This window comes from Phyllobacterium sp. 0TCS1.6A, assembly GCF_026420825.1.
Taxonomy (GTDB): Bacteria; Pseudomonadota; Alphaproteobacteria; order Rhizobiales; family Rhizobiaceae; genus Phyllobacterium.
The window spans coordinates 455,451-479,264 of sequence record NZ_JAPMAB010000002.1 but is presented as its reverse complement, the minus strand read 5'-3'; the positions used below and the strand labels follow the sequence as shown (position 1 = coordinate 479,264).

The following is a 23,814-nucleotide window of genomic DNA, read 5'->3' as shown; positions in this document are numbered from 1 at the left end:
TCCAACGCCGATGTTAGCCATGATCTTCTGTTCGCGAGAGCATTCAAATGATCATGTACTGGTCAACGTCCTCCGGATTATCTTTCCCCTCAAGGTCATCTACCCATCGAACAGGCGAATTGTTGTCCAATTATTGAAGAAAGCAAAGCCCGCTTCTTGGGGTAAATGTCTAAAATTGTGCGTAACGCGACATATTCTTGCTGTTTAAACATGCAATTGACTCTTTTGGGAAAGTGCGTACAAGCACAGGCGGACAAGGAGACCAGCGTGCGTAGCGAATCGACAGCGCTATTTTCGGCAAAGGGCGGCGGCATTCATGCCGGCTGCATCGGCATGTCTGCTCCTTCGATCACCATTTCGGCCAAACCGACTGTTAAAACGACCATCAAAACGGTCTGATTTCCCTTGGCCTGCTCGCCCCTCCCGGGTCCGGCCCGGGGCGAGACCCGCGGTGGCCGGCGGGTTTGCACAAGCGGAGAGGGACAGGAGACACAAAATGAGTTTCAAGGTTGCAGTAGTCGGCGCCACGGGCAATGTGGGCCGCGAGATGCTGACGATACTGGAAGAGCGCGGCTTCCCGGTCAGTGAAGTGGTGCCGCTGGCCTCGCGGCGTTCGCAGGGCACGGAAGTTTCCTTCGGCGACAAGACGTTGAAGGTGCGCGCGCTCGACAATTATGACTTTTCGGACACGGATATCTGCCTGATGTCGGCCGGCGGCAATGTCTCCAAGGAATGGTCGCCGAAGATCGGCGCGCAGGGCTGTGTCGTCATCGACAATTCGTCGGCCTGGCGCTACGATTCCAACGTTCCGCTGATCGTCCCGGAGGTCAATCCCGACGCGATTTCCGGCTTCTCCAAGAAGAACATCATAGCCAATCCGAACTGCTCCACGGCGCAGCTCGTCGTGGCCTTGAAGCCGCTGCACGACCGGGCCCGCATCAAGCGCGTCGTCGTCTCTACCTACCAGTCGGTATCCGGTGCCGGCAAGGAGGGCATGGATGAGCTGTTCGAACAGTCGCGGGCCGTGTTCGTCGCCGATCCGGTAACGGCCAAGAAGTTTACCAAGCGCATCGCGTTCAACGTCATTCCTCATATCGACGTCTTCATGGAAGACGGCAATACGAAGGAAGAGTGGAAGATGGTGGCGGAAACCAAGAAGATGCTGGATCCGAAGATCAAGCTGACCGCGACCTGCGTCCGCGTGCCGGTGTTCATCGGCCATTCGGAAGCCGTGAACATCGAATTCGACGCGCCGATGAGCGCGGAGGAGGCGCGGGAGATCCTGTCCAATGCTCCAGGCTGCCTGGTCGTCGATCGCCGCGAAGATGCCGGCTATATCACGCCCTATGAGGCTGCAGGCGAGGATGCGACCTATATTTCACGCATTCGCGAGGACATCACGGTCGAAAACGGACTTTCGCTGTGGGTTGTTTCCGACAATCTGCGCAAGGGCGCGGCACTGAACACGATACAGATCGCCGAGTTGCTGGTCGCACGGGGGCTGATCCAGCCCAAGCAGATCGCGGCCTAGGCGGTTTTCAGTTCAATCACTTGAAAGGGCGTCTCTTGGCGCCCTTTTTCATTTTGCGTCATCTATGCTGGCGATCAGCTTCTGCCGCAGCTCCATCAGCTCGGCCCTCAGCGTCTTTGCCTCGCCCATCGAGCAACCGAAGGCCTTTCCCATTGCCAGCGGTACGGATTCTGCCTTTTCGCGCATGGCTTCTCCTGCATCGGTGAGGCCGATCAGCACCTGTCGCTCGTCGCTGCGGTCGCGGGTGCGGGTAATCAGTCCCGCAATCTCCAGCCGCTTCAACAGGGGCGTGAGCGTTCCGGAGTCGAGCCCGAGCTTCTCGCCGATCGATTTTACGGCCTGGTTTTTCTGCTCCCACAATACCACCATGACGAGATATTGCGGGTAGGTCAGGTTCAGCGCCGCCAAACGAGGCTGATAGGCCCGCGTCAGCGCATTCGCCGTCGAATAGATGGCAAAGCAAAGAAAATTTTCGAGTTTGAGATTGCTCTCGCCCGCATCGCGCATTTGTCCGCTCCGTTCAATGATCGACCAGCATAATCGACCGATTTCGATTGCACATCATTTAATTTAGCATCACGTGCAAATTATCTATTGCACACAATTTAATTTTGTGCAATTTAATAGCCATACCAACCAAGCAAAGGACCAGGACGATGAGCATTCTTTATACGACTGAAGCGACGGCAACCGGTGGTCGCGACGGAAACGCCAGGAGCGTCGATGGACGGCTGGCTGTCACGCTTTCGACGCCAAAGGAACTGGGCGGCAATGGAGCCGAGGGAACCAACCCCGAGCAGCTGTTCGCGGCCGGCTACTCGGCATGCTTTCTCGGCGCCCTGAAATTCGTTGCCTCGAAGCGCAAGATCAAATTGTCGGAGGAGACTTCCGTCACCGCCACTGTGGGCATCGGACCGCGCGCTGACGGTAAGGGCTTCGGGCTCGACGTCGCGCTCAAGGTGTCGGTACCCGGCATCGAAGGCAATGTCGCAAGGGAGCTTGCCGACGAAGCCCATATCGTCTGCCCCTATTCGGAAGCCACGCGCAGCAATCTGGCTGTTCGCATAGATGTCGCGTGAGGCGGATATGACGGCTTCGCATCTCGCAACGCGCCGTTCCTTCCTCGCGGCCAGCGCCGGTCTTGCGGCCATGGTCGCCCTGCCGGGAACGGCAGCCACATCCACTATCAACAGCGAAACCCCGAAAGGAAACAGGACCATGGCCCGCTTCAACACCAAGGACGGCACGGAAATCTACTACAAGGACTGGGGCACGGGGCAGCCGGTGGTGTTCAGCCATGGCTGGCCGCTGACGGCCGACGCCTGGGAAGACCAGATGGTCTTTCTCGGATTGAACGGTTATCGCGTCATCGCCCATGATCGGCGCGGCCATGGGCGTTCCGGCCAGAGCTGGGATGGAAACCATATGGATCAATATGCGGACGATCTGGCGGAGTTGTTCGAAAAGCTGGACCTGAAGGACGCGATCATGGTCGGACACTCCACCGGCGGTGGCGAGGTGGCCCGTTATATCGGTCGCCATGGCACCAGGCGCGTGGCCAAGGCCGTGCTCGTCGGCGCCGTCCCTCCGATCATGCTCAAGACCGAGGCCAATCCGGAAGGCCTGCCGATCGATGTGTTCAACGGCATCCGCGATGGCGTGACGGCGGATCGCTCGCAGTTCTTCAAGGATCTGACGATACCGTTCTACGGCGCCAACCGGCCAGGTGCGAAAGTATCGGACGGCATGCGCGAAGCATTCTGGCTGCAGGGCATGCAGGGTGGGCTGAAGAACGAGCTCGATTGCATCAAGGCCTTCTCGGAAACCGATTTCACCGAGGATTTGAAGAAGTTCGACGTGCCGACATTGATCGTCCACGGCGATGACGACCAGATCGTGCCGATTGCCGCTTCCGCCCACAAAGCCGCCAAGCTCGTCAAGGGCGCCGAACTGAAAGTCTATCCGGGCGCCCCGCATGGCCTGGCCACCACACATAAGGACCAGCTCAACAGGGACCTGCTGGCTTTCGCCAGGTCCTGAGGTCGAGCTACGGGAAGAGCGAGCTATTAGAGCCCGCGCTTCTCGATCATTGCTTCGGGTGATGGCATCCTGCCGCGGAAGGCCTTGTAGAGATCCTCGGGATCTCTGCTGCCTCCCGCGGCATAGATATGTTTCTTCAACTTGGCAGCGAGTTCTGCATTGAATACGTCGCCGGTCTCCTCGAATGCCTTGAAGGCGTCGGCATCAAGGACTTCCGACCACATGTAGGAGTAGTAGCCTGCCGAATAGCCATCGCCCGAGAACACATGGGTGAAATGCGGCGTGCGGTGGCGCATGATGATCGCTTCGGGCATGGCGAGACGCTTCAATGCTTCCGCCTCGAATGCGATGGGATCGGAGGTCGGCGCATCGCCGGCGTGAAACGCCATGTCCACCAGGGCGGAAGCGGTGAATTCCACCGTATTGAAGCCGGCATTGAAGGTCTGGGCCGCGATCACCTTGTCCAGAAGCGCCTTCGGCATCGGCTGGCCGGTGCGATAATGGATGGCGAACTGCTCGAGAATGGCGGGCGTCGTCAGCCAATGTTCGTAGAGTTGCGACGGAAGCTCGACGAAATCGCGCGCCACCGAAGTGCCGGATACCGCCGGCCAGGTCACGTCGGACAACAGTCCATGCAAGGCATGGCCGAATTCGTGGAACAGGGTGCGCGCGCCGTCGAGGGAGAGCAGCGCCGGCTCGCCCTTTGGCGGCTTGGCGAAGTTCATGACATTGTAGATGATCGGCTTCTGCTCGCCGTCCAGCCTGTGCTGGGATTGCAGCGCGCTCATCCACGCGCCGGACCGCTTCGACTGCCGGTTGAAATAATCGCCGAGGAACACGCCGCGCTCAGTGCCGTCGGGGTTGAACACCTGCCATACGCGCACGTCGGGATGCCAGAGCGGAACGCCGCTCCTCTCCTTGAACGTGATGCCGAACAGCCGCGTCGCGACGTCGAAACAGGCATCGATGATCTTCTCGAGCTGCAGGTAGGGTTTCAGCTCGGCCTCGTCGAAGGAGAATTTCTCATTGCGCAGCTTTTCCGCATAATAGCGCCAATCCCAGGGTTCGACCTGGTGATTGCGCCCTTCCGCCGCGATCAGCCTTTGCAGCTCCGCCTGCTCCTCGCCGGCCCGCGCCTTGGCCCGTTCCCAGACAGGCTCCAGCAGGTCCATGACGGCCTTCGGCGTCTTGGCCATCGTATTGTCGAGCTTGTAGGCAGCAAAACTGCCATAGCCGAGAAGCCGGGCCTTCTCCGTGCGCAACGCCACCATCTCGGCGACGATGGCGACATTGTCTGTCTCGCCGCCATTTTCGCCCCTTGCCGCCCAGGCGCGGAACGCCTTCTCGCGCAGGGTGCGGTTTTCCGAAAAGGACAGGAACGGTTCGATGATGGAGCGCGACAGCGTCACTGCCCATGCGTCGGGTCGGCCGCGTTCCTCCGACGCGCCGCGCATGGCATCGCGCACGAAATCCGGAAGGCCGGCCAGTTCGTCCTCGCTTTCCAGGAACAGCGCCCATTCCGCCTCGTCCTTCAGTACATTCTGCCCGAAGCGTGCACCGAGGCCGGCCAGCCGTTCATTGATGTCCGCAAGCCTTGCCTTGCCCTGTTCGTCCAGCCGCGCGCCGCTGCGCACGAAGCCTTTCCAGGTTTCTGCCAGTACGCGATCGGTTTCCGGGTCGAGCCCAAGCAGATCGCGCTGCTCATAGAGCGAGTCGATGCGGGCGAAAAGCTTTGGATTCATCATGATGGAAGATGAATGCCGCGCCATCTTTGGCGCAATCTCACGCTCCATCGCCTGGATTTGATCATTGGTGTGCGCGCCGGCGCGCATCCAGAATATCGACGAGATCCGGTCCAGGGCATGGCCAGACAATTGCAGTTGCTTGAGCGTGTTCTCGACCGTCGGCGCTTCGGGATGCGAGATGATTGCCTCTATGTCCTGAAGATCGCTGGCCAGCGCCATGTCGAAGGCAGGCCCGAAATCCGCGTCGCTGAATGCCGTGAAATCGGGAAGCCCCAGCGGTCCGGTCCAATCGAACAGGGCGGTGTTGACGGCTGGTCGGGCAGCGCACATGGCGAACTCCATCTGGATGATTTGAGGCTTTTCAGGCTATCCCGCCGTGGCAGCACCGCAGCAGGACTATCAGCAAGGTAGGTATAATCGCCGCAGAGGCAAGAGGGCAGGCACAGGCGGCCCGCCCCCTTGCGTTCAGCTGCCGCGCTTGCGGGCGGCGAGAGTGCGCAGGCGCAGGGCGTTCAAGCGGATGAAGCCGGCGGCATCCTTCTGGTCATAGGCACCGCGATCGTCCTCGAATGTCACCAGTGCATCGGAATAGAGCGACTTGTCGGACTTGCGGCCGCAGACCATGACATTGCCCTTGTAGAGTTTCAGGCGCACGGTTCCTTCGACATCCTCCTGGCTCCGGTCGATCATCGCCTGGAGCATTTCGCGCTCCGGCGAATACCAGAAGCCATTATAGATCAGTTCCGCATAGCGCGGCATGAACTCGTCCTTCAGATGCGCCGCGCCGCGATCGAGCGTGATCGACTCCATCGCACGGTGCGCCGCGAGCAATATCGTGCCGCCCGGCGTCTCGTAGACGCCACGCGACTTCATGCCGACGAAGCGGTTTTCCACCAGGTCGAGCCTGCCGATACCATTGTCGCGGCCGAGATCGTTGAGCGTCTTGAGCAGGGTTGCCGGCGACAGGGGCTTGCCGTCAATGGCAACCGCATCGCCCTTTTCGAAGGCGATCTCGATTTCGGTCACCTTGTCGGGCGCCTCCATCGGCGAAATCGTGCGCTGGTGCACATATTCCGGCGCCTCCTGCCAGGGATCTTCCAGAACCTTGCCTTCGGAAGAGGAATGCAGAAGATTGGCGTCGACGGAGAACGGCGCCTCGCCGAGCTTGTCCTTGGCGATCGGAATCTGGTGCTCGCGGGCGAATTCGAGCAGATCCGTCCGGGATTTGAACGACCAGTCGCGCCAGGGTGCGATCACCTTGATGTCGGGGTTCAGCGCATAGGCCGAGAGCTCGAACCGCACCTGGTCGTTGCCCTTGCCGGTCGCGCCATGGGCGATGGCGTCCGCGCCGGTGCGCGCGGCGATATCGACCAGATGCTTCGAGATGAGCGGGCGTGCTATGGACGTGCCCAGCAGGTAGACACCCTCATAGACCGCATTGGCGCGGAACATTGGAAAGACGAAGTCGCGGACGAATTCCTCGCGCACGTCCTCGATGTAGATTTCCTTGATGCCGAGCATTTCGGCCTTCTTGCGTGCCGGCTCCAGCTCCTCGCCCTGGCCGAGATCGGCGGTGAAGGTAACGACTTCCGCGCCGAGTTCCGTCTGCAACCATTTCAGGATGATCGATGTATCGAGACCGCCCGAATAGGCAAGCACGACCTTCTTGACGTCTTTCCATTTGTTCATTGTGTTTTCCTGCTTTCGACCGGCCGTGGCTCCACCGGCATAATCATTTGCCGGTCTTGTAGCATTTGGGCCGCGCTTGGCAAGATCGGCGGCGGATGAGCAGGGTCGGCGGGGCACAAAATAGCGATGGCGCTGCTATCGGTTTCGCGTTAGTTTCCGGCGAATTTGCTGGAGGTACGAATGAATTTCATTCCTGATTGGCCGATCATCATGCAGTTTGCGCTGGCCACTTTCGTGCTGTCCATCACGCCCGGGCCGGACATGACGCTGTTTGTCGGCCGCGCCCTGTCCGAGGGGAGGGCCGCCGGCTTTTCCTGCCTCATGGGCGCTTGTACCGGCGTCGTCATCCATACGACCATGGTCGCCATTGGCCTTTCGGCGCTCATCGTCGCCTCGCCAACGGCCTTTCTGGTGCTGAAGGTCGTCGGGGCGGGCTATCTCGTCTGGCTCGCTTACCAGGCCATTCGCCACGGCTCGGCCTTCTCGCCGGAGAAGAAAGGCGGCGGGCCGTCGCATTCGCTGTTCCAGAACTGGCTCACCGGCCTCGGCATCAATCTGCTGAACCCGAAGATCATCCTGTTCTTCATGACCTTCCTGCCGCAGTTCGTCTCGGCAAGCGATCCGCATGCGCCGGGCAAGCTGTTCTTCCTCGGGCTGCTGTTCATCCCGATGTCCTTGCCGGTCGTCGCGCCGATGATCATCGCTGCCGACAGGTTTTCGCGGCTGCTGCGCAAGAATCCGACCGTGACCCGCGCCACCGACTGGCTGTTTGCGGGCGTATTCTCGGCCTTTGCGGCCAAGATACTGCTGGCGCAGGCAAAATAGCGTGAATTACGACGCCCGGGCGTTGTCGAACAGGCCGGCGCTGCGGCCTGAAACCATCCAGTAGACGAAGCCGCCAATGATGCCGGTGGCGAGAATGGCCGCGAAGGTGCTGACATCCTCGGTCTGCGGGCGCCATTTCCAGACGATGATGATGACGGAGGCCGCTGCACCGCCTATGGTGTAGAACAGCCAGTCCCGCCATGCGGTGAGCTCGGCATAGACAATGATGATCGCCGCCGGAACGAAGACGCTATAGCCGATCGCCGCGGCAAAGGCCGGAATGGTCAGGTAATAGAAGGTCGCGTCGCCGCCCGCCCATTCGCTGCTGCCGATCAACAGCGCATTGAGGAACAGCGAGGCGGCCAGTATCGCGGCGACGAAGCCGAAGACGATGAGCGTGAGCCGTGTCAGATAGTGCAACACGCGCTAATCCTCACCGTGCCCGGCGATCATCGCCGCCTCGAAAGCCAGACGCTCGGTCTTTTTCATCCGCTCGGATTCCGATTTCAGCTGGCCGCAGGCGGCGAGGATATCGCGGCCGCGCGGCGTGCGGATCGGCGAGGCATAGCCGGCATTGTTGACGTAATCGGCGAATTTCTCGATCTGCTCCCAATCGGAACATTGGTAATTGACGCCGGGCCATGGATTGAAGGGGATCAGGTTGATCTTCGCCGGAATGCCCTTCAGCAGCCGCACCAGCTCCCTGGCATCGTCGAGCGAATCGTTGACGCCCTTCAGCATCACATATTCGAAGGTGATGCGTTTCGAATTGGAAAGGCTCGGATAGGCGCGGCAGGCGTCCAGGAGTTCCTTCAACGGATATTTCTTGTTGATCGGAACGAGCATGTCGCGCAAATCGTCCTTCACCGCGTGCAGCGAAATGGCCAGCATCACGCCGATCTCCTCGCCGGTGCGATAGATCTCCGGGACGACACCGGACGTCGACAGGGTGATGCGGCGCTTCGAAAGCGACAGGCCATCGCCGTCCGATGCAATGAGCAGCGCCTTCTTTACATTCTCGAAATTATAGAGCGGCTCGCCCATGCCCATCATGACGATGTTGGACACCTTGCGGCCCTCGGCCGGAACGATGGCGCCTTCCGGCGTGTTGCGGTCGGGAAAATCGCCCAGCCGATCGCGCGCGATGAGCAGTTGCGAGAGGATTTCCTCGCTCGTCAGGTTGCGGACGAGCTTCTGCGTGCCCGTATGGCAGAAGGAACAGGTGAGGGTGCAGCCGACCTGGCTCGAAATGCACAGGGTGCCACGGCCTTCTTCCGGGATATAGACGGTCTCGATCTCCACCGGACGCCCCGCACCGCGCGCGGGAAAGCGGAAGAGCCATTTGCGCGTACCGTCGTTCGAAATCTGCTCTTCGACGATCTCCGGCCGCTTGATGGTAAAGTGCCGGTCCAGAAGCTCGCGCATGTCGCGCGATATGTTCAGCATGTCGGCGAAATCCGAGACGCCGCGCACATAGAGCCAATGCCAGAGCTGCGCCACGCGCATCTTGACCTGCCGTTCCGGCACGCCGATCTGGACGAGCGCCTCCGCCATCTCGGCGCGCGACAAGCCGATCAATGGCGGCTTTTCGGCTGCCATTGCAGGACGCACATCGCGGGTCTTCTCCCGCAGCGGTGATGGTGTCAGGTCAAGTGTCACGGACATCGGTAAAATCTGTCGCTCTGTTATAAAGCGCGGCTCATATCACGTTCCGGCCGTTACGTCACCCTGAACAAAGCAAAGGGGCCCGGACTGGAACCGGACCCCATCTAACCCAGGAATGTGGCAGAACTTATTTACAATCGGAGATTGCCTTCAAGGCGGCAGACACGCCCTTGAGCGAATAGGCATAGCTCGTCTTGGTGCCGCGCTTCGAAACGGCATTGATGGTCATGTTCGTGCCGGCACGCAAGGCGGCGACGAGCTGAGGCTCCTCGGCTGCATTTTCCATCCAGCCATGGCTGCCATTGGTGAACATCGAGAAGGTCCGGTTGTCGATCTTGACGAGAACCTTGGAATTCTCCTGCAGGTCGTAGCCGGCCTTGAATTGCGGCTCGAAGCTGACATTCTGGCCCGGCTTCTGGCTGACCATGAAGAAATTGTCGCCATGATCGACCTGAGCGGGCTGTTTATCGACGGGAACAGACAATACGTAGCAAACCTTGCCCTTGCCCTGCTGATAGCTATAGGCGCCCCAGGCGTTGAACTGGCTGATTTGACTCGGGGTTTGGGCCAGAGCAGTTCCCGCCAGCCCAAGGATGAGCGCAGACGCTGCTGCGATCGATTTTCCAAACATTGTACCCACCGGTTTTATCATTTCGTTGCATACTGAACCGGAAAGGGCGCGCAGGGCCACTCGGGCGCTACACCATCCAGTCCGCGTGTCTTAATTTGACTTAATCTGGGTTACCAAACGGTGAAGACAGGTCAAAAAAGCATCTGTTGGAGCCAAGGAAATCACGGTCTTATCCCGCAGCAAAGTCCGACACAGCCACACCAGCCAAAGAAAAACGGCGAGACTTTGACTGCGGACGGTCACAGACTTGTGATGGACCCCGGCGTCAAGCCTTCTCGGAACCGCTGAAATCCTCCAGCGCCTTCCTGGCTGCAGCACGGTGCGCCGGCGTGATATTGGTGCGGATGGCGCTAATGGCCGCCATCAAAACCGCCGCGTCGTCGCCGAATCCGATGCCGAGGACGAAGTCGGGGATGAAGTCGAGCGGAAGGACGAAATAGGCTAGCGATGCCAGCAATATGCCACGCACCCGCGTCGGCGTCGCCGGATCGAGCGCGCAGAAATAGGCGGCGACGAGTTCGTCCAGGAAAGGGACGTGCCCGGCAGCCTTGCGCAGCGTCCGCCAGAAACGCGCGCGCACCTTCTCCTCACGCGCAGCGTTTTCGCGCTCGGTTCCAGGCTCGAGAATTTCTCCGATCTTGACGTCGTCCATTTCCAGACCTCTTTACCTCCATTATCCCTGCCGAAGCAGTTTACCGCTATAGATGGGACGGCGTAAGAAGCTGCGCAAGTCCGTCGCTTCGTCCAATCCACCATCGCCCAAATCCATCATGGAAACCACAATGAACCCCACCTTCGCGAATCCGACCCCTGCGCGCTCGGTCCTGTTCGTCTGTCTCGGCAATATCTGCCGTTCGCCGCTGGCAGAAGGCGTCTTCCGCTCGGTGCTCGAAGCATCGGGCCGGGCTGCGAATGTCGACATCGATTCAGCCGGCACCAATGGCTACCACATGGGCGAAGCGCCGGATCCGCGTTCGATCGCCGTTGCGCGGCGCCACGGTCTTGATATTGCAGGCCAAAGGTGCCGCCAGCTGACCGCTGAAGACTTCGACAGGTTCGACCTCGTCCTCGGCATGGACCAGATCAACATGACGGCGATCGAACGTCGCCGCCCGCAGTCCTCGCCCGCCCTCACCGGACTGTTCCATCAGGTCGCGCTCGGTGCGGCGGTACAGATACCGGACCCCTATTATGGCGGCGAGACGGATTTCGAAAACGTCTACCGGATGGTTCTCGCGGCTTCAAAAGGCCTGCTGTCGCGGTTCTGATAGGAAGAGCGGCGCGATTCGAGCGGCCATGCCTCTTCCACGACATAGGGTCCGCCGCCGACCGAATCCCGCGACGACATCAGCACGAAGCGGTTGACGGTAAAGGGAGAGGCGGAGAAATTGCCGCGCGAGGAAAGATAATGCGCGACTTCCTCGCTGCGGACATTGCGCAGACGGGCCAGCGTGACATGCGGCGTGAACTTGCGGGCATCGGCCGGCAGCATCAGGCGCTGGCAGATCCGCTCGATTTCCGCGTGCAGCGCCTGAAGATCGGGCGAGGGCACGATGGAGGCCACGAGACTGTGCGGCTTCTTGGTGCCGAATGCGGTGACGCCCGCAAGGCGCAAGGTGAATTCCGGCCGCCGGATACGGTCGAGCGCATTGGCAACTTCGTCGGCCACATGGCCTTCGACGTCGCCGATGAATCGCAGGGTGATGTGGTAGTTCTCGACGTCGATCCATCGAGCTCCCGGTAACCCACCGCGCAACAATGACAGCGAAAGAGCGGCATCGCGCGGAATTTCGAGGGCAGTAAAGAGACGCGGCATAAGGCATCCTCCCCGAATCGAGTTCTGTTACTAGAGAATCACCGAACCCGGCCGCGGGCAAGCCGTAAGTTCATATTCTTTGGGGACGCGACAAATTGAACACTGTTTTTTGCAAGGGCCGGGTTTTCTGCGGGGGGCCGGGTTTTCTGTAACGCCCGCCGGCCTATTGCGATGCGTTCCCCGACTTGGCGGCAAGGGTCTTTTCCATGATAGGCAGAAACCGCTCGACCATCTCGGCAACGCCTTTCGCATTGGGGTGCATCCCGTCTTCGAGCTGGAGCGTTCTCTCTGCCGCCACCCCGTCGAGAAAGAACGGATAGAGCGGAACATTGTATTTCTGCGCCAGCCGGGGGTAGATCGCATTGAACTTCGCTTCGTAATCGGCCCCCATATTGGGTGGCGCCAGCATGCCGGCGAGAATGACAGTCACACCCCGCTGCTGAAGCTTCTCGATGATGTCCGACAGGTTCTTTTCGCTGAGGTCCGGGGAAATGCCGCGCAGGGCGTCATTCGCGCCGAATTCCAGGATGACCATGTCGGTATCTTCGGGCACCGACCAGTCCAGCCGGTTGACGGCATCCGTCGTCGTCTCGCCGGCAACGCCGGCATTGGCGACACTTGCCTTGATCCCCTTGTCCTTCAGGGCCTTCTCCAATTGCGCCGGGAAGGAATCCTGCGGCGGCAACTCGAAACCGGACATGAGGCTATCGCCAAATCCGACCACGCTGACGGCCTCGCCGGACACGGTATTTTGATTCGCCAGGGACAGGGACGGCGAGGCAACAAGGCCAAAGGCGAGCAACAATTCAACGAAGAGTTTGAATCTCATTTCACGGCACCCATATCAGTTCGGCTGGCTTAGCCGGCCCGACCTTATCGCAAAGGAAATGTTTTCGTGACGAAATCGATTATCAAGCTCGATCACATTGAATTGACTCTCGGCGCCGGCGCTTCCGCCGTCCATGTGCTGAAAGGTGTGTCGCTTGATATCGAGGCGGGCCAGTCGGTGGGTATCGTCGGACCGTCCGGCTCGGGCAAATCCACCTTGCTGATGGTGCTGGCCGGGCTGGAGCGGGTGGATTCGGGCTCCGTCGAAATCGCCGGCGAGCGGCTGGAGAAGCTGAACGAAGATGCGACCGCGGCGTTTCGCGGCAGGAATATCGGCATCGTCTTCCAGTCGTTTCATCTCATTCCCAACATGACGGCGCTGGAAAACGTCGCGGTTCCGCTCGAACTGGCGGGAAAAAGCGACGCCTTCGCCACTGCCGGGCGCATGCTTGCGGCCGTCGGGCTCGCAGATCGCACCATGCATTATCCGGGCGAACTATCCGGCGGCGAACAGCAGCGGGTCGCCATCGCGCGGGCTCTTGCGCCGTCGCCCAAAATACTCATCGCCGACGAGCCGACCGGCAATCTCGACAGTACGACGGGCAAACAGATCGCCGACCTCCTGTTCGAAAAGCAGAGGGAGCTTGGGCTGACGCTCGTGCTCGTCACCCATGATGCGAGCCTCGCCGCCCGCTGCGAGCGCGAAATCCGCGTCAGGTCGGGGATCATCGAGGCCGACGAAGGCAAGCCCGAACTGGCGAGAACCGCATGAGCAGCGCGCGCTCCGGTGCCGGGCCGTCGCTGCTGCTTGCCCTGCGCTTCGCCTTGCGCGAAATGCGCAGCGGACTTTCGGGTTTCTATATATTCCTTGCCTGTATCGCGCTTGGCGTTGCGGCAATCGGCGGCGTCAACTCGGTCGCGCATTCGATAACGGCCGGAATATCCACCCAGGGGCAGACAATCCTCGGCGCCGACATGCGCTTCCAGCTCAACCAGCGGGAAGTGACCTCGGCGGAAAGAGCGTTCCTGGAGAGCAAGGGACGACTCGCCGTGAGCGCCGGCATGCGCTCCATGGCGCGGCTCACCGACGGCTCCGACCAGTCGCTGGTGGAGGTCAAGGCCGTCGACGAGGCCTATCCGCTCTACGGCAGGCTGGAGGTAGCGCCGCCGCTCGACCATTCTGCCCTGTTCGGCGAGACGAATGGGGCGTTCGGCGCGGCCGTGGCGGAGATATTCCTCGAGCGCCTTCATCTCAAGCTCGGCGACCGGGTGATGCTGGGCGGCGCCACGTTCGAACTGCGTTCCATCATCAGGAGCGAACCGGACGTCCTTTCCGACGGCTTCGGCTTCGCGCCACGTTTCATGGTGTCGCGCGACGGCCTGGCGGCGGCGGGCCTCGTGCGGCCGGGAAGCCTCGTCGAGCATGATTACAAGATCGCCCTGCCCGCTGGCTCCAGCGAGGAGGTCCTGACTTCGATCAGGGACGAGGCGCAAAAGCTGTTTCCCGAGGCGGGCTGGGCCATCCGCAGCCGCCTGAACGCGGCGCCGTCGCTCGCGGCAAACGTGGAACGATTCTCGCAGTTCCTGACGCTGGTCGGCCTGACCGCGCTCATTGTCGGTGGTGTCGGCGTCGCCAATGCCGTCCGTGCCTATCTCGACGCAAAGCGCGGGGTCATTGCGACCTTCAAGTCGCTCGGCGCCCCCGGCTGGTTCGTGATCGCGGTCTACCTGCTTCAGATACTCATCATCGCGCTGCTGGGCATTGCCATTGGCATCGCCATCGCCGCGATCATACCCTATGCGGCGGGCTTTGCACTCAAGAGCGTATTGCCGATCGCTGGCGAGGGCGGGTTCTACCCTGGAGCCCTGGTCTGGGCCGGCCTCTTCGGCCTGCTGACGACGCTGGCATTCGCCATCCTGCCGCTTGGCCGCGCAAGGGACGTGCCGGCGACGGCACTCTTTCGAGAGCAGGGCTTCGACCAGCGCGGCTGGCCCAAGGCCATCTACATCGTCCTCGCCGCGCTGCTGATTGCCATCCTCGGCGGTCTCGCCATCTATTTCGCCTTCGACCGACGCATTGCGACGGTGTTCGTCGGCGCGGTCGCCGCGTCTTTCATCGTCTTGCGCGGTGTCTCGGCCGGCGTTCAATGGCTGGCGCGGCGCGCGCCGCGCATGCGCTCGACGGCGCTGCGGCTAGCCGTCGGCAATATTCACCGCCCCGGCGCCCTGACGCCATCGGTGGTGCTGTCACTCGGCCTCGGGCTCACTTTGCTCGTGTCCCTGGCGCTTATCGACGGAAGCCTGCGCCATCAGCTTGCGGGCAATCTGCCGGAACGGGCGCCGAACTTCTTCTTCGTGGATATTCAGAGCAGGGAAGTGGATGCGTTCAAGGACCTGCTGCAACGCAGTGCGCCGGAAGCGAAGATCGTCAGCGCACCGATGCTGCGCGGCCGGATCGTGGCGCTCAACGGTACGGACGTGACGAAACTGACCATACCGCCCGAGGGCGCCTGGGTCCTGCGCGGCGACCGTGGTATCACCCATGCGCGCACAGTCCCGGAAAACTCCACGCTGACCGAGGGCCAATGGTGGCCGGAAGACTACAAGGGCGAGCCGCTGGTTTCGTTCTCGGCCGAGGAAGCGACCAATCTCGGTTTGAAGATCGGCGACACCGTCACGGTCAATGTCCTTGGGCGTAACGTAACGGCGCGCATAGCCAATCTGCGGCAGCTGCAATGGGAGTCGCTCGCCATCAATTTCGTCATGGTGTTCTCGCCCAACACGTTCGCCGGCGCGCCGCACGCATGGCTGGCGACACTCACCGATCCATCGGCCTCGACGAGTTCCGAAGCGGCATTGATGCGTGACGTAACGCGCGCCTACCCCGCCGTAACGTCGGTTCGGGTGAAGGATGCGATCACCATCGCCAATGAACTGGTGGGACAGCTGGCCGTCGCCATCCGGGCGGCCGCATCTGTAGCGCTGATCGCTTCCATCCTGGTGCTGGGCGGCGCGCTGGCGGCAGGCAATCGGGCACGGGTGCATGATGCCGTGGTGCTCAAGACCCTTGGCGCTACCCGGCGCACGCTCGTGAAGGCCTTCACCCTCGAATATGTCATGCTCGGCCTTGCAACTGCCGTCTTCGCGCTGGTCGCCGGCGGCGTCGCCGCCTGGTACGTCGTCGTCAGGGTCATGACCATGCCGGCCTGGTTCCAGCCGCAGGTCGCGGTACTGACCGTGGTGGTCGCGCTGGTGCTCACCGTCGGTTTCGGCCTCGCCGGCACCTGGAGGATATTGGGCCAGAAGGCGGCGCCAATATTGCGCAATCTCTGATTTGGCGGCGTTACTCGGTTAAATCTTCGCAATAATCGGCGCATTTTGCCGGATTCAGGCCCTGGCACGCTTTGTTGAGTGGATCGCTACTTGTGCAAGACCAATTGAATCACCATAATTCCGATAGGCATGCTGGGGTCCCGCCAGCGGCGCCCGGGAATCGTTCCCGACACCACGACGGGACGTAGCAAATGAGGAAAAACCATGGCTGACTATCGCAACATCCAGGCTCGTACGACGGCCGGAGTGCGTGTGGACGCGGAGATCGACCAGGGTCTTCGCAGCTACATGTTGAAAGTCTACAATCTGATGGCGGTCGGTCTTGCCGTGACCGGCCTCGCCGCATTGGCGCTCGTCTACATGACGACGACCAACGATCCAAGTCTCGCGGCAGCGACACTGGGCAACGGCAAGATGCTGACCAGCTTCGGCGTCACATTCTTCGTCTCGCCGCTGAAATGGGTCGTCATGCTCGCTCCCCTGGCTGCGGTGTTCTTCCTGAGCTTCCGTATCCAGTCGATGAGCGTCGCGGCAGCGCAGGCCACATTCTGGGTATATGCAGCACTCGTCGGCGCTTCGCTGTCATCGGTCTTCCTGGTGTTCACCACCGGAAGCATCGTCCAGACGTTCTTCATCACCGCGGCATCCTTCGGTGCCCTCTCGCTCTATGGCTACACCACGAAGCGCGATCTTTCAGGTTTCAGCTCGTTCCTGTTCATGGGCGTCATCGGCATCATCCTTGCTTCGGTGGTCAATATCTTCCTTCAGTCCAGCGCCCTGCAGTTCGCGATCTCGGCGATCGGCGTTCTGGTCTTCGCTGGCCTGACTGCCTATGACACGCAGCAGATCAAGGAAATGTACTTCGAAGGCGACGACGCCGATTCCTATGGCCGCAAGGCGATCATGGGTGCGCTTCGGCTCTATCTCGACTTCGTCAACATGTTCATGTTCCTGCTCCAGTTCCTCGGCAATCGGGAATAGCGGCTGTTTGAATCGATGCGAAAAGGGCGGCTTTCGAGCCGCCCTTTTTTGTTACCCGCACGGGAAAATCCTTTGACTTGATTGCAAAGCAGTGCATGAAAAACCAGACTGTTCTCCAAGTGCAAGCCAACATCATGTCCGATATCACCATCCGCCCGGCCCAGCCTGCCGACCTCAGTGCAATCACCGACATCTACCGTGACGCGGTGCTGAACGGCACTGCCACCTACGAGATCGATCCGCCGAGCCTCGACGAAATGACGTCGCGGTTCCATGCGATCACCAGCAGCGGCTTTCCCTATGTCGTGGCGGTGCAGGGCGACGCTGTCATCGGCTATGCCTATGCGAGCTATTTCCGCGCCCGGCCAGCCTATTGGTGGACGGTGGAGGATTCGATCTATATCGCGCCGGAGGCGAAGGGAAAGGGGCTGGGGAAAGTCCTGCTCGAGCGCCTGATAGCCGATTGCACCGCCCTCGGCTTCCGCCAGTTCATCGCCGTGATCGGTGACGGACATCCCGGATCCGCCTCGGTAAGGCTCCATAGCAAGCTCGGCTTCGAACATTCGGGCACGATCCGCGCCTCGGGGTTCAAACATGGTCGCTGGCTCGATACGGTGCTGATGCAGCTGGAGATGAATGGCGGCTCGGAGTCCCTGCCGGACAAGCCGCCTCTGCAATGATCAGCTCCTGACGATACTCAGGCTCTTGTCGAATATGCGCAGCACGCGATCGAGTTCATGGCCGCGCTTGAGGATATGGCCGCTTGCCGCGATGACGCTATAGGCGCCCTGTTTGCGTGTCAGCCTGGGATTCTTCTCGATGCGGAACATCGGCATTTCGCTGGTACGCCGGAAAATGGAGAATATTGCGCGGTCGCTCAGATGGTCGATCGCATAGTCGCGCCATTCGCCGGCTGACACCATGAAGCCATAGACCCGCAGGATCTGGTCCAGTTCGCGGCGGTTGAACGTGACGGGAAGGTCGCTCTGGCGGTTGAGGGGTATCAGTTTCGCCTGTTGCGATTCGCCGCCGCCCGCGCTGCTATCCATCAATCATGCACCTTCGGATCTCTCGTGTGACACCTGGATGACAATAGGGTGGCCTCATCGGCGACGTTTTTCAAGCTTTGTTGTCGGTACTCACCCGGTTTTATCAGTGTCTCCGACAGCTGAATCTTTCACGAAGCAATACGTGCTGAAGAGAATGGTGATGGTCCGTCACATTTTCGCCATCCGAAAAACGCACTCGCGCCCGATTCCAAAACGACGATCGCTCGCATGTTGCCGATGTGCAGCTGATCTTGCCGGTTCATTACCCCAAGCCCCCGCCCATGGACCGGCCTCGATCAGTTTGCGCTGGCAACATGCCCCAATAGCTCAGGCCGGATTCATCCGGCCTGTTTTTGTTTGGTCAGGGCTTGACCAGGATCGACGCGCCGATGATCGGCCCCGGCTTGTCTTCCCCCAGAACTTCCTGCAGCAGGACGGCGCAGCCCGACGCCTTCTTGCTGGCGATCTCGCTCCAGGGAATCTCGATCTTCTGGGCGTTTCCGTCCCACATGCCGACAGTTTCCATGGCGCGCACGCTGTTGGCGTAGCTCACCTGCCGGCCGGTATTCTCGCCATCGGGAATGGAAACCACGCTCTCCTTGTCGAAATAGGCGAGCAGGACCCGCACCGGGTTCGGCGTGACGGCCCCCTGGCCGATATCGATGAGCAGGCGCTTCTTCGGCGTCTTCGACAGTGTGACCGGGACCGTCAGCCCCGAGGTATTCTGCTTCATCTCGGCAATGCGGCGACGGATCTTGTCACCATCCTGCCCGTTGACGTGCTCGCGACCGTTCAGGATGGCCTGCGGCGTATAAACGCCGTTGAGACCGAGCGTCTGGCGATACTCGTTCTGCCGTTCGGTGTTCTCCGGCAAGGCGAGCGTATCCGTCCAGCCGCGGTAATCCCAGTAATCGACATGAAAGGCGAGGGCGACGACGTTGCCTTCGCGCGCCAGTTCCTTGAGGACTGCATCGGCCGGCGGGCACGAGCCGCAACCCTGCGACGTATAGAGTTCGACCACGCCGTCCGGCCGCTTCCCGCTGTCCTGCGCGCAGACCGGCAGCACATAGACCGCAGCAGCCAGAAGTGGCGAGCCGATCAGGACCAGGATTGACGTGATGCGCAGAGGCAAGGCGGCATGCTTTCTCTCAAAAATGCAAATCTGGCAGTCATTTATTGCCAGAAGATTGATAAGAGCCGCGTGCATCAAGGGGAAGTCACTTTGAGGTGAATTTGTTCACGAATATGCCATTGCGCGGTCAGTGGGAAATGAGCCTGTCGAAACGAATGGGACGGGCAATGGAAAAGGGCCGCCGGTAGCCCGACGGCCCTTCCATATCAAGGCTTGTTTTGTGGCGTCAGGCGGCCAGATCGCGCAGGACATATTGAAGAATGCCGCCATTCTTCAGATATTCCAGCTCATCGATCGTATCGATGCGGCAGATCAGCGGAACCTCTTTCACCGTACCATCGGCAAAGGTGACCGTGGCAACGGTCTTCTGGCGCGGCTGGATGGAGGCGAGGCCTTCGATGGAAACCATCTCGTCGCCCTTGAGCCCCAGGGACTGCCAGCTGGTGCCATCCTCGAGGACGAAGGGAACGATGCCCATGCCGACGAGGTTCGAACGATGGATGCGCTCGAACGACTGCGCGATCACGGCGCGGACGCCGAGCAGGTTGGTGCCCTTCGCCGCCCAGTCGCGTGAGGAGCCGTTGCCATATTCCACACCGGCGAAGATCACCAGCGGAACGTTCTCGCGGCGATAATCCATCGCGGCGTCGTAGATCGGCATTTCTTCCTTCGAGGGATAGTGGATCGTGTAGCCACCCTCGCGGCCGCTCTCGCCGAGCATGTGGTTGCGTATGCGGATATTGGCGAAGGTGCCACGCATCATCACCTCATGATTGCCGCGCCTCGTGCCATACTGGTTGAAATCCACCGGCGCCACGCCATGCTCGGTCAGGTACTGGCCGGCAGGAGAAGCCGCCTTGATCGAACCCGCCGGGGAGATGTGATCGGTCGTTATCTTGTCGCCGAAGAGACCCAAAATGCGGGCGCCCTTGATATCGTTGACGGTTCCAGGCGTCTTGCCCATGCCGACGAAGTAGGGCGGGTTCTGCACATAGGTCGAATTGTCGTCCCAGGCATAGGTCTGCCCTGCCGGCACATTGACGTTCTGCCAGTTCTCGTCACCCTTGAACACATCCGCATATTTCGACGCAAACAGCGTGCGCGTGACGTTCTTGGTGATGAATTCCTGGATTTCGTGCGAGGAAGGCCAGATATCCTTGAGATAGACCGGCTGGCCGTTCGGATCTTCGCCCAGCGGCTCGGTGGTCAGGTCCTTCGTCACCGTGCCCGCCAGCGCATAGGCAACGACGAGCGGCGGGGATGCAAGGTAGTTGGCCTGCACATCCGGGGAAACGCGACCTTCGAAATTGCGGTTGCCGGAGAGAACGGCAGCGGCGATCAGGCCCTTTTCATTGATCGTCTTGGAGATCGGCCCCGGAAGCGGTCCGGAATTGCCGATGCAGGTGGTGCAACCGAAGCCGACCAGATTGAAGCCGAGCTTGTCGAGCTCCTTCTGCAGGCCGGCATTCTCCAGATAGGCGGCAACGACCTGCGAACCGGGCGCGAGCGACGTCTTCACCCAAGGCTTCGACTTCAAGCCGCGCGCCGCGGCGTTGCGGGCGAGAAGGCCGGCCGCGATCAGCACGCTCGGATTGGACGTATTGGTGCAGGAGGTGATGGCGGCAATGGCGACATCGCCATGGCCGAGATCGAAATTCTCGCCTTCGACGGCGTAGCGTGCATCGAGCTGCTCGGTCTTCTTGTATTCCTTCTGCAGCGATTCACGGAAACCCGAGGCGATGCCTTCCAGCGCGATACGGCCTTCCGGACGCTTCGGGCCGGCCATCGACGGAACGACCGTGCCAAGATCGAGTTCCAGCGTGTCGGTGAATACCGGATCAGGCGAGCCGGGCTCGCGCCACATGCCCTGGGCGCGGGAATAGGCTTCCACGAGGGCAAGACGCTCCTCGTCGCGGCCGGAAATATTCATGTAGTTGATGGTTTCGCTGTCGATCGGGAAGAAGCCGCAGGTTGCGCCATATTCCGGGCCCATATTGCCGATCGTCGCCCGGTCGGCGAGCGTCATGCTTTCAAGGCCGGGTCCGAAGAACTCGACGAACTTGCCGACGACACCCTTCTTGCGCAGCATCTGCACGACGGTCAGGACGAGGTCGGTTGCGGTCACGCCCTCCTTCACCTTGCCGGTCAGGCGGAAGCCGATGACTTCGGGAAGCAGCATGGAGACTGGCTGGCCCAGCATGGAGGCTTCGGCCTCGATGCCGCCGACGCCCCAGCCGAGGACGCCAAGGCCATTGACCATCGTCGTGTGCGAATCGGTGCCGACGCAAGTATCGGGATAGGCGTAGGTGACGCCGTCCTCTTCCTTGGTCCAGACGCCCTGCGCCAGATATTCCAGATTGACCTGGTGGCAGATGCCGGTGCCCGGAGGCACGACGCGGAAGTTCTTGAACGCCTGCTGGCCCCATTTCAGGAAGCGATAGCGCTCGCCATTGCGCTCATATTCGAGGTCGACATTGCGCTTGAACGCCTGGGGATTGCCGAATTCGTCGACGATGACCGAATGGTCGATGACGAGATCGACAGGCACCAGCGGATTGATCTTTTCGGGGTCGCCGCCGAGATTGACCATGGCGTCGCGCATCGCTGCAAGATCCACGACAGCCGGAACGCCGGTGAAGTCCTGCATGAGCACGCGCGCCGGGCGATAGGCGATTTCTGCGCCGGCGCGGCCGCGGTCGACCAGCCACTTCGCAACGTTCTCGATGTCCTTCTTGAAGACCGAGCGATTGTCTTCGAAGCGAAGCAGGTTCTCGAGCAGGACCTTCATGGAAAACGGCAGGGCCGAGACGCCTTCGAGGCCATTCTTCTCGGCTTCGGTCAAACTGAAATAAACATATTCCTTGTCCCCCACGACAAGGGTTTTACGGCAATTGAAACTGTCGATCTGAGACATTTCTCGTTCGTCCTTATGCTGCGGCCTAACCCGGGACGAACGCCTTCCGCTGCGTGTCAAGGACGCGCCAAAGGTGCGGGTGCAGTCATTTCCGCTGTCCGTCCCGCGGCAGAAGCCTGAAGGCATCTGCGCCGAGATCGGCCAAAATTGTTTCCACGCCGACCGCTGGCATGGTTGAGAGCTATATAGAGTTTTTCCTCAATTTGTGCCAGACCGGCAAAGGGCAAAAATGCGGCCCTGCGGCGAAATGATCCTGCATGGCCGCGGAGCGCGGAAAAGCGGGTTGTTGATGCGATTGGTCGCCGAAAATCTCGGGGGTGAGCGGAATGGCGAGGTGCTGTTTTCCGGTCTTGGTTTCTCCGTTGCGGCGGGCGAGGCGTTGTTGGTGACAGGGCTGAACGGCTCCGGCAAATCGACGCTGCTGCGAATCATCGCCGGCCTGTTGCCGCCGTCCGAGGGCAGTCTGCAAATGGAGGCGCTGGGCGACGAATACGGGTCGATAGCCGATGCCGCGCATTATATCGGGCACCTCAATGCCATGAAGCCGGCGCTGACGCTGCGGGAGAATCTCGAATTCTGGCGGCAATTCGGCGGCGCTGGACCGGGGAGAGGGCGGCGATCGATCGACGACGCACTGGATGCGGTCGGCCTGGCCGGGATCGATGATCTCCCCTTCAGCTATCTTTCCGCCGGGCAGAAGCGGCGCGCCAGCATCGCCCGGCTCCTCGTGGTCCATCGCCCGCTCTGGTTGCTCGACGAGCCGACCTCCAGTCTCGACAGCCAGTCGGAACAGCGCTTCGGCCAGTTGATGCGCGATCACCTTGGCGATGGCGGTCTTATCGTCGCCGCGACTCATCTACCCTTGCAGCTTGGCAAATCGCGCGAGATCAGGCTTGGCGCGGAGCAGCACGCATCATGATGGCGCTCTTTGTTCGCGATGTCCGGTTGGGCCTGCGCGCCGGTGGCGGTGCGCTGGTGGCCGTCCTGTTCTTCCTGGCCGTCATCGCCATCGTGCCATTCGCGGTCGGCCCGGACCTGAAGCTTCTGGCGCGCATCGGCGGCGCGATGCTGTGGATCGGCGCCTTGCTCGCCAGTCTGCTCGGGCTCGACAGGCTGTTCCAGGCCGACCGCGACGACGGCTCGCTCGACCTGCTCATCATGGCGGACCGTCATCTGTTGCCGGTGACGGTCCTGGTGAAGTGTCTCGCCCATTGGTTCGTCAGCGTGCTGCCGCTCGTGCTCGCAGCGCCGCTGCTCGGGCTTTTCATGAACATGGAGCCAAAAGCCATCGGAGCGACGACCCTTACGCTCCTGGTGGGGACGCCGGCAATCACTTTCATCGGCGCCGTTGGCGCTGCCGTTGCCGTCGCCCTGCCGCGCGGCGGTCTGCTCGTATCCATCATCATATTGCCGCTGACGATTCCGGTGCTGATCTTCGGCGTATCGGCCGCCTATGGTGCCATGGATGCGTCGGCGGCATTTCTGCCGCCCTTCCTCATCCTTGCCGCAATCACGTTGTTCTTCGCAGTATTGGGACCGATAGCGTCAGCCGCGGCGCTGCGGGGTTCCGCTGATTGAGGCACCATGCCCTATTGACCGCAAGCCGCGCAATTGGCGTATTGTCGGTCGGGGAGC

Annotated in this window: 24 protein-coding genes; 12 read left to right on the top strand and 12 right to left on the bottom strand. The window is 60.9% G+C overall.

Features of this window, described 5'->3' with window-relative positions; translation table 11 throughout:
• Positions 1–267: 267 nt before the first annotated feature.
• Positions 268–399, top strand: coding sequence for a hypothetical protein (locus OSJ75_RS06525; protein ID WP_256473217.1), 132 nt, complete (start codon positions 268–270; stop codon positions 397–399).
• Between the two features lie 97 nt (positions 400–496).
• Positions 497–1,531 (top strand): aspartate-semialdehyde dehydrogenase, encoded by a 1,035-nt coding sequence (locus OSJ75_RS06520; protein ID WP_250016359.1) that lies wholly within the window; start codon positions 497–499, stop codon positions 1,529–1,531.
• Positions 1,532–1,579: 48 nt separating this feature from the next.
• Here OSJ75_RS06520 and OSJ75_RS06515 read toward each other — a convergent pair whose 3' ends face one another.
• The gene (locus tag OSJ75_RS06515) at positions 1,580–2,038 is read right to left on the bottom strand and encodes a MarR family winged helix-turn-helix transcriptional regulator (protein WP_250016361.1); all 459 of its coding nucleotides are present in this window, start codon (positions 2,036–2,038) and stop codon (positions 1,580–1,582) included.
• A 149-nt stretch (positions 2,039–2,187) separates the two neighbouring features.
• Between OSJ75_RS06515 and OSJ75_RS06510 the strand changes: the two genes are divergently transcribed.
• Both OSJ75_RS06510 and OSJ75_RS06505 read left to right on the top strand, forming a co-directional pair.
• Complete coding sequence (locus tag OSJ75_RS06510) at positions 2,188–2,610, top strand: organic hydroperoxide resistance protein (RefSeq protein ID WP_267227297.1); 423 nt, start codon at positions 2,188–2,190, stop codon at positions 2,608–2,610.
• Positions 2,600–3,571 (top strand): alpha/beta fold hydrolase, encoded by a 972-nt coding sequence (locus tag OSJ75_RS06505; protein ID WP_416362525.1) that lies wholly within the window; start codon positions 2,600–2,602, stop codon positions 3,569–3,571. The genes OSJ75_RS06510 and OSJ75_RS06505 overlap by 11 nt, the downstream gene beginning before the upstream one ends.
• Before the next feature lie 26 nt (positions 3,572–3,597).
• Here OSJ75_RS06505 and OSJ75_RS06500 read toward each other — a convergent pair whose 3' ends face one another.
• Together OSJ75_RS06500 and OSJ75_RS06495 are read right to left on the bottom strand one after the other, a co-directional pair.
• Positions 3,598–5,646, bottom strand: a complete 2,049-nt coding sequence (locus tag OSJ75_RS06500) for a M3 family metallopeptidase (protein ID WP_267227296.1) — start codon at positions 5,644–5,646, stop codon at positions 3,598–3,600.
• Between the two features lie 135 nt (positions 5,647–5,781).
• Positions 5,782–7,005 carry an argininosuccinate synthase gene (locus OSJ75_RS06495; RefSeq protein ID WP_250016368.1) on the bottom strand — a complete coding sequence of 408 codons (1,224 nt, stop codon included), beginning with the start codon at positions 7,003–7,005 and terminating at the stop codon, positions 5,782–5,784.
• 180 nt (positions 7,006–7,185) lie between these two features.
• On the opposite strand from OSJ75_RS06495, the gene OSJ75_RS06490 reads away from it, so the two are divergent.
• Positions 7,186–7,830 carry a LysE family translocator gene (locus tag OSJ75_RS06490; protein ID WP_250016370.1) on the top strand — a complete coding sequence of 215 codons (645 nt, stop codon included), beginning with the start codon at positions 7,186–7,188 and terminating at the stop codon, positions 7,828–7,830.
• 6 nt (positions 7,831–7,836) lie between these two features.
• On the opposite strand, the gene OSJ75_RS06485 is transcribed toward OSJ75_RS06490, so the two are convergent.
• The 4 genes from OSJ75_RS06485 to OSJ75_RS06470 form a co-directional block, all read right to left on the bottom strand.
• Complete coding sequence (locus OSJ75_RS06485; protein WP_267227295.1) at positions 7,837–8,253, bottom strand: hypothetical protein; 417 nt, start codon at positions 8,251–8,253, stop codon at positions 7,837–7,839.
• A gap of 3 nt (positions 8,254–8,256) precedes the next feature.
• On the bottom strand, positions 8,257–9,495 hold the full coding sequence (gene rlmN / locus OSJ75_RS06480) for a 23S rRNA (adenine(2503)-C(2))-methyltransferase RlmN (RefSeq protein ID WP_371929545.1): 1,239 nt from the start codon (positions 9,493–9,495) through the stop codon (positions 8,257–8,259).
• Positions 9,496–9,622: 127 nt separating this feature from the next.
• Complete coding sequence (locus tag OSJ75_RS06475) at positions 9,623–10,126, bottom strand: invasion associated locus B family protein (RefSeq protein ID WP_250016375.1); 504 nt, start codon at positions 10,124–10,126, stop codon at positions 9,623–9,625.
• A gap of 265 nt (positions 10,127–10,391) precedes the next feature.
• Entirely contained in the window at positions 10,392–10,778 is a 387-nt protein-coding gene (locus OSJ75_RS06470; RefSeq protein ID WP_250016377.1) for a YkvA family protein, read from the bottom strand.
• 130 nt (positions 10,779–10,908) lie between these two features.
• On the opposite strand from OSJ75_RS06470, the gene OSJ75_RS06465 reads away from it, so the two are divergent.
• Positions 10,909–11,394 carry a low molecular weight protein-tyrosine-phosphatase gene (locus OSJ75_RS06465; RefSeq protein ID WP_267227293.1) on the top strand — a complete coding sequence of 162 codons (486 nt, stop codon included), beginning with the start codon at positions 10,909–10,911 and terminating at the stop codon, positions 11,392–11,394.
• Here OSJ75_RS06465 and thpR read toward each other — a convergent pair.
• A complete protein-coding gene (gene thpR / locus OSJ75_RS06460) occupies positions 11,346–11,942 on the bottom strand; it encodes an RNA 2',3'-cyclic phosphodiesterase (RefSeq protein ID WP_250016381.1) in 597 nt (198 codons plus the stop codon). The genes OSJ75_RS06465 and thpR overlap by 49 nt on opposite strands.
• A gap of 163 nt (positions 11,943–12,105) precedes the next feature.
• Positions 12,106–12,771, bottom strand: a complete 666-nt coding sequence (locus OSJ75_RS06455) for an arylesterase (RefSeq protein WP_267227292.1) — start codon at positions 12,769–12,771, stop codon at positions 12,106–12,108.
• 66 nt (positions 12,772–12,837) lie between these two features.
• Between OSJ75_RS06455 and OSJ75_RS06450 the strand changes: the two genes are divergently transcribed.
• The 4 genes from OSJ75_RS06450 (at position 12,838) to OSJ75_RS06435 (ending at position 17,764) form a co-directional block, all read left to right on the top strand.
• Positions 12,838–13,542, top strand: a complete 705-nt coding sequence (locus tag OSJ75_RS06450) for an ABC transporter ATP-binding protein (protein ID WP_267227291.1) — start codon at positions 12,838–12,840, stop codon at positions 13,540–13,542.
• Positions 13,539–16,103, top strand: a complete 2,565-nt coding sequence (locus OSJ75_RS06445; protein WP_267227290.1) for an ABC transporter permease — start codon at positions 13,539–13,541, stop codon at positions 16,101–16,103. Before OSJ75_RS06450 ends, OSJ75_RS06445 begins: the two co-directional genes overlap by 4 nt.
• 204 nt (positions 16,104–16,307) lie before the next feature.
• The gene (locus OSJ75_RS06440) at positions 16,308–17,084 is read left to right on the top strand and encodes a Bax inhibitor-1/YccA family protein (protein ID WP_267227289.1); all 777 of its coding nucleotides are present in this window, start codon (positions 16,308–16,310) and stop codon (positions 17,082–17,084) included.
• A 134-nt stretch (positions 17,085–17,218) separates the two neighbouring features.
• On the top strand, positions 17,219–17,764 hold the full coding sequence (locus OSJ75_RS06435) for a GNAT family N-acetyltransferase (RefSeq protein ID WP_250016393.1): 546 nt from the start codon (positions 17,219–17,221) through the stop codon (positions 17,762–17,764).
• On the opposite strand, the gene OSJ75_RS06430 is transcribed toward OSJ75_RS06435, so the two are convergent.
• From OSJ75_RS06430 to acnA, 3 genes are all read right to left on the bottom strand, one after another.
• Positions 17,765–18,133 (bottom strand): DUF2794 domain-containing protein, encoded by a 369-nt coding sequence (locus tag OSJ75_RS06430; protein WP_250016396.1) that lies wholly within the window; start codon positions 18,131–18,133, stop codon positions 17,765–17,767. It abuts the gene before it with no gap.
• Positions 18,134–18,494: 361 nt separating this feature from the next.
• Positions 18,495–19,265: a DUF1223 domain-containing protein gene (locus OSJ75_RS06425; RefSeq protein ID WP_267227288.1), complete on the bottom strand. Its 771-nt coding sequence runs from the start codon at positions 19,263–19,265 to the stop codon at positions 18,495–18,497.
• A 226-nt stretch (positions 19,266–19,491) separates the two neighbouring features.
• Complete coding sequence (gene acnA, locus OSJ75_RS06420; protein ID WP_267227287.1) at positions 19,492–22,179, bottom strand: aconitate hydratase AcnA; 2,688 nt, start codon at positions 22,177–22,179, stop codon at positions 19,492–19,494.
• A gap of 289 nt (positions 22,180–22,468) precedes the next feature.
• Here acnA and ccmA point away from each other — a divergent pair, with 289 nt between their 5' ends.
• Together ccmA and ccmB are read left to right on the top strand one after the other, a co-directional pair.
• Positions 22,469–23,098 (top strand): heme ABC exporter ATP-binding protein CcmA, encoded by a 630-nt coding sequence (gene ccmA, locus OSJ75_RS06415; RefSeq protein WP_250017204.1) that lies wholly within the window; start codon positions 22,469–22,471, stop codon positions 23,096–23,098.
• Positions 23,095–23,757, top strand: coding sequence for a heme exporter protein CcmB (gene ccmB, locus OSJ75_RS06410; RefSeq protein WP_250016402.1), 663 nt, complete (start codon positions 23,095–23,097; stop codon positions 23,755–23,757). Before ccmA ends, ccmB begins: the two co-directional genes overlap by 4 nt.
• Positions 23,758–23,814 lie beyond the last annotated feature (57 nt).